The sequence below is a fragment of the Dysosmobacter sp. genome (assembly GCF_034093755.1).
Taxonomy (GTDB): Bacteria; Bacillota; Clostridia; order Oscillospirales; family Oscillospiraceae; genus Oscillibacter.
In genome coordinates this window covers 1-5,825 of the sequence record NZ_JAXEBZ010000001.1, presented here as the reverse complement: position 1 = coordinate 5,825, position 5,825 = coordinate 1, and the positions used below count along the sequence as shown (strand labels likewise).

4 protein-coding genes are annotated in these 5,825 nt (G+C 63.9%); all 4 read left to right on the top strand.

The window, feature by feature from the left end:
• The first annotated feature begins 430 nt into the window (after nt 1-430).
• The 4 genes from SOX55_RS00020 to guaA all read left to right on the top strand — a co-directional run bounded on the left by SOX55_RS00020 (nt 431) and on the right by guaA (nt 5,650).
• On the top strand, nt 431-2,707 hold the full coding sequence (locus tag SOX55_RS00020; protein WP_325285377.1) for an ATP-binding protein: 2,277 nt from the start codon (nt 431-433) through the stop codon (nt 2,705-2,707).
• Between the two features lie 173 nt (nt 2,708-2,880).
• Nucleotides 2,881-3,699, top strand: a complete 819-nt coding sequence (locus SOX55_RS00015; RefSeq protein WP_325285376.1) for an Mrp/NBP35 family ATP-binding protein — start codon at nt 2,881-2,883, stop codon at nt 3,697-3,699.
• A 218-nt stretch (nt 3,700-3,917) separates the two neighbouring features.
• Nucleotides 3,918-4,496 carry a xanthine phosphoribosyltransferase gene (locus tag SOX55_RS00010; RefSeq protein ID WP_325285375.1) on the top strand — a complete coding sequence of 193 codons (579 nt, stop codon included), beginning with the start codon at nt 3,918-3,920 and terminating at the stop codon, nt 4,494-4,496.
• Between the two features lie 176 nt (nt 4,497-4,672).
• Entirely contained in the window at nt 4,673-5,650 is a 978-nt protein-coding gene (gene guaA, locus SOX55_RS00005) for a glutamine-hydrolyzing GMP synthase (RefSeq protein ID WP_325285374.1), read from the top strand.
• Nucleotides 5,651-5,825 lie beyond the last annotated feature (175 nt).

Genomic DNA, 5,825 nt, shown 5'->3' with positions numbered 1-5,825 from the left:
GTAATTGACTGAACCCGGATTCCGCAACTTTGGTTATGGTTCCTAAGAACCATCTCCGTCTGGTGCTTTCATTTCGTTACGTTGTTTAATTTACAAGGTACACGCCGTTCTCGGCGGAACGTTACTGATTTTAGCACATCGATCCGTCCTTGTCAAGAACTTTTTTCAGGTTCTTCACCGGACTTTCGACCGATTCGCCGCCGTTCAGCAACTTTTTGAGTCTATCACAACCGGATTGGTTTGTCAAGAACTTTTTTCGATTCTTTTCAAACTTCGCGGTGCCGTCCGGCCGCCGCTCTCGCGTTCTGTCAGACAGCTTGCTTAGAATACCAGACCATCCCCCGTTTGTCAACACCTTTTTTCAAGTTTTTTGTTTTTTCGTTTCCGGTGGTTTTCCCGCCGTTTTATGCTATACTGACTTTATTATAGTATGTCCATACCGGGAGGGATCATTCTGAAATTTCATCGTCTGGCGGCCAATTTCGGCCGGCTGAAACAGCAGACTCTGGAGCTGCAGGACGGCCTGAACATTCTGCAGGCCCCCAACGAGAGCGGCAAGTCCACCTGGTGCGCCTTTCTCACCGCCATGCTTTACGGCATCAGCAGCCGGGAGCGGGACCGGGCAGCGGCCATCGCCGAAAAGAACCGCTACGCCCCCTGGGACGGCAGTCCCATGCAGGGCCGGCTGGACTGCACGGACAGCGGAGGCCGGGAGCTGACGCTGATGCGGGCCACGGTGCGGGACGGGGCGCCCATGGGGGCGTTCCGGGCCCTGTACACCGGCACCGGTGAGCCGGTGCCGGCCCTCACCGGCGCCAACTGCGGCGAGACGCTGCTGGGCGTGCCCCGGGAGGTCTTTGAGCGCAGCGCCTTCATCCGTCAGGCCGGCCTGCCCGTCACCGCCGATCCGGAGCTGGAGCGGCGCATTGCCGCCCTGATTACCTCCGGCGAGGAGGGGGTCTCCTGCTCCGAGGCCTCCGCCGCCCTGAAGCTGCAGCTCCACCGGCGCCGCTTCAATCAGCGGGGAGAGCTGCCTGGCGCGGAGGCCGACCTGGCTGCCCTGCGGGAAAAGCTGGACATCATGGCCCGGCAGCGGCAGACGCTGCTGGAGCTGCGGCAGCAGACGGAGGCGCTGTCCGCCCGGTTGGCGGAAACGGAGGAGCAGCTGACCCGCTGGCAGCGCCGTCACGCCGCCGAGGCCTTGCGGCAGCAAGAGGAGCTGACCCGCCAGCTGCAGCAGGCCCAGGCAGCGGCCGACGCCCTGCGGAGCCGTCTGGAAACAGAACACGTCCCCGAAAACGAGGCCATTTCCCGGCTGCGGGGGGCCATCGTCAACTTGGAGACAGTGCGGAAGAGCGTGGAGAAGGCCCGGGAGGACCGGGACGAGGCCCTGAAGGCCCTTTTGCAGGCGGAGGCCGCCGTCAGCGAAAGTCCCTTTACAGGGCAGACTCCGGAGCAGGCCTGCCGGGAGGCCCAGTCGTCCGCCCCCGGCAGGGTCTCCGGCGGCGTCTCTCTGCGGGAGCTGTCCATCTTTTTCCTGTTCCTTGCGTTGGGGGCGGCAGGGACCTTCTGGGCCATGTCCCGGTGCTCCGGACTGGACAGTCCGCTGTTCCGCCTGCTGCCCTGGACAGTGCTGGCGGTGATGACCGCCGCCGGATGGTACGTCTCCCGGCTGTACCGTCGCCACACGGCTCAGGTCCAGTGGGACGCCGCCCGGCGCAAGCGGTTCGGCGCCGCCGACCCGGCAGCCATCGCCGCCATGGCGGAGACATACGCCCGGCTGTACCAGGCCCGTGAGGAGGCCCGAGCAGAGGCCGACCGCCGCTCCGCCGCCGCGGACAGCCTCTACGCCACCCTGTCCGCCAACGAGCAGGCCATATTGCTGGAGGTCCGCCGCTTCGCCCCCACGGCTTTCACCATCCCCGCCGCCGACCAGCTGCTGCGGAACGCCGCCCGGCAGCGCCGGGAGCTGACGGAGGCGGAGACCGCCGTCCGGGAAGCCCGGCTGCGGCTGGAGCTGACCGGCCGCCGGATTCCTGCCGCTCCCCTGCCCTCCTCCGTCCAGCCGCCCCGGGAAAGCGAGGAGACCCTCACCGCCCGCCGGGAGGAGCTGCAGCGGCAGCTCACCGACCTGCGCCGACAGACGGACCACCTGTCCGGCCAGATTGCCGCTGCCGGCGACCCGGACGTGCTGGCCGCCCGGGCGGAGCAGCTGGAGTGCCGCATCCGGCAGTTGTCCGGCGAATACGACGCCCTGGCCCTGGCGCTGGAGGTGCTGACCGCCGCCAACGCCGACCTGCAGAACCGGTTCTCCCCGGCGCTGGGCCGCCGGGCTGCCGAAATCTTCCGCCAGCTCACCGGCGGCCGCTATACCGGCGTGGCTCTGGACCGGGCTTTCCGCCTCTCCGCCGAGCCTGCCGGGGACACGCTGTACCGGGACGCCCGGCTGCTGTCCGCCGGTGCGCTGGACCAGCTGTACCTGGCGGTGCGCCTGGCGGTGTGCCAGCTGGTGCTGCCGGAGGAAAAGAACATCCCCCTGGTGCTGGATGACGCCCTGGCCAACTTCGATGACGCCCGCTGCGCCGCCGCTCTGGACTGGCTGCGCCGGGAGGCGGAGCACCGCCAGATTCTGCTGTTCACCTGCCACAGCCGGGAGGCCGCCCATTTCCGGGATGACCCGGCGGTGCGCATCGCCCGGTTGGAGTAACGTCTCTTTCGCGTTTTTGTCCTTACATTAATATAATGTATCTCTCCCTCTGATCCGCGGCGCAGGCCACGCGATTCCGTATTGACGGCGGCAGCGGAGAGGTATAGAATACCACTGTGCCAGGACGGCATCTGTCAGAAATAACGCTGAAAAGCGAAAAAAGGAGTTCTATCATGAGCGAATGCACCCATAATTGTTCTACCTGCGGTGAGAGCTGCGGCAGCCGCCAGGAGCCCCAGTCCCTGCTGCAGCAGCCCAACCCCGACAGCCACATCGGCAAGGTCTACGGCGTTGTGTCCGGCAAGGGCGGCGTGGGCAAGTCCATGGTCACCAGCCAGCTGGCGGTCACCATGCGCCGCCGGGGCTATCAGGTGGGCATTCTGGACGCCGACGTCACCGGCCCCTCCATTCCCAAGGCCTTCGGCATCCACGAAAGCGCCACCGGCACCGAGGACTGCCTGCTGCCCTGCAAGTCCTCCACCGGCATTGAGGTCATGTCCACCAACCTGCTGCTGGAGAACGAGACGGACCCGGTGATCTGGCGGGGCCCGGTCATCTCCGGCGTGGTGCAGCAGTTCTGGACCGACGTGCTGTGGAACTGCGACTACCTGTTTGTGGACATGCCTCCGGGAACCGGCGACGTGTCCCTCAGCGTGTTCCAGTCCATTCCCCTGGACGGCATCCTCATTGTGGCTTCCCCCCAGGAGCTGGTGTCCATGGTGGTGGAGAAGGCCGTGAAGATGGCGGAGATGATGAACGTGCCCATCGTGGGTTTGGTGGAGAACATGAGCTATATCACCTGCCCCGACTGCAGCAAAAAGGTGTACCTCTTCGGCGAGGGCAAGACCCGGGAGGCCGCCGAGCGCCACGGCCTGAAGCTGCTGGCCCAGATGCCCATCGATCCCCGGCTGGCCGCCCTCACCGACGCCGGCCGCATTGAGGACTTCGAGGGCGACTGGCTGAAAGGCGCCGCCGACGCCCTGGAGGGCTGAGCAAACATCCCCTGACCGCGCCGCTTTCCCTGCGGCGCGGTCACTTTTTGTTTGATTTGTCCCTCCTGTGCAAAATTTTCTCTGTTTTTCCGGCAGGGAATTTGTTTTTTGTGGGGAAAAACAGTTGCAAAAGCGCAGCGGATACGAGATAATAGGAATCACCCGCGGAGCGCCGCGGAAATGACCACAGACACAGAGTATGAGGGGGATATGCTTCCATGCAGGAGTTAAAGGAGCGCATCATCAAAGAGGGCAAGGTCCTGCCCGGCAACATCATCAAGGTGGACGGGTTCCTGAACCACCGCATCGACACCCAGCTGCTGGACCACATCGCCGTGGAATTCGGCAAGCACTTCAACATGGACGACGTCACCATGATTCTCACCGCCGAGGCCTCCGGCATCGCCCTGGCCTCCATCGTCGCCCTGCACTTCGGCAAGCCCATGATCTTCGCCAAGAAGGCCAAGAGCGACAACATCGAGGGCGGCCTGTATCAGAGCGACATCTTCTCCTATACCTATAAGAAGAAGGTCACCCTGCTGGTGTCCAAGGAGTGGCTGTCCGCCGATGACCGGGTGCTGATCGTGGATGACTTCATGGCCAACGGCGAGGCCATGCGTGGCCTGTGCGACATCGTGGACGCCGCCGGCGCCACCTTGGTGGGCATCGGCTGCGCCGTGGAGAAGGGCTTCCAGGGCGGCGGCGACCGTCTCCGGGCCGCCGGCGTGAATCTGAAGTCCCTGGCCATCATCGAAAGCGCCCAGCCCGGCAACATTGTGTTCCGGGACGACGACTGAATCTGAAATCCCCACCCCCTCCGGCCAGATCCGGAGGGGGTTTTGTCTTTCCGCCCCGCACAAACCCATGAATTTTTTCTTGCAGGAGCGGTCATTTCCGGATATAATAGGCCCAGAGCATAAATACAGAGCGTATCGCAAATCTTTGAAACGAGTTTTTCGGGAGGAATACGAATATGAACAATCAGCGTCCTGAATCCATGGCCCGCATTCAGACCCCCGCCCAGGCGGAGGAGTTCATCGCCCAGCAGGTGGCCGCCGTCCGCCAGCAGGTAGGTGACAGGAAAGTGCTTCTGGCCCTGTCCGGCGGTGTGGACTCCTCTGTGGTGGCCGCGCTGCTGATCAAAGCAATCGGCAAGCAGCTGGTCTGCGTCCACGTGAACCACGGCCTCATGCGCAAGGGAGAGAGCGAGCAGGTCATCGAGGTGTTCCGCAACCAGATGGACGCCAACCTGATCTACGTGGACGCCACGGACCGCTTCCTGGACCTGCTGGCCGGCGTGGACGAGCCGGAGCGCAAGCGCAAGATCATCGGCGGCGAGTTCATCAAGGTGTTTGAGGAGGAGGCCCGGAAGCTGGAGGGCATCTCCTTCCTGGCCCAGGGCACCATCTATCCCGACATTCTGGAGAGCGACGGCGTGAAGGCCCACCACAACGTGGGCGGCCTGCCGGAGGACCTGCAGTTTGAGCTGGTGGAGCCCGTCCGCCTGCTGTTCAAGGACGAGGTCCGGGTGGTGGGCCGCGCCCTGGGTCTGCCCGCCTCCATGGTGGACCGCCAGCCCTTCCCCGGCCCCGGCCTGGGCGTCCGCTGCCTGGGCGCCATCACCCGGGACCGGCTCCACGCCCTGCGGGAGGCCGACGCCATCCTGCGGGAGGAGTTCGACAAGGCCAGCCTCACCGGCAAGGTGTGGCAGTTCTTCACCGTGGTGCCTGATTTCCGCTCCACCGGCGTGCGGGACGGCAAGCGGGCCTATGACTGGCCGGTGATCATCCGCGCCGTCAACACCGTGGACGCCATGACCGCCACCGTGCCGGAGATCGACTGGGCGGTGCTGAAGAAGATCACCGACCGCATCCTCTCCGAGGTTCCCGGCGTCTGCCGCGTGCTGTACGACCTGAGCCCCAAGCCCTCCGCCACCATCGAGTGGGAATAACTGACAAAACCCGCAAAGCCTTGAAAACACTGGGGTCTTAAAGCGTAAACGGGGCATTTGATAGCAAATTGATAGCAGATACCAAAACCGGATTTACTTTGTTCACTCCCGTATAGCGGGTGGCTTGCGGGTAAATCCTCCATATCCTAAGAAAAAGGTCTTGCTGACTTTCACC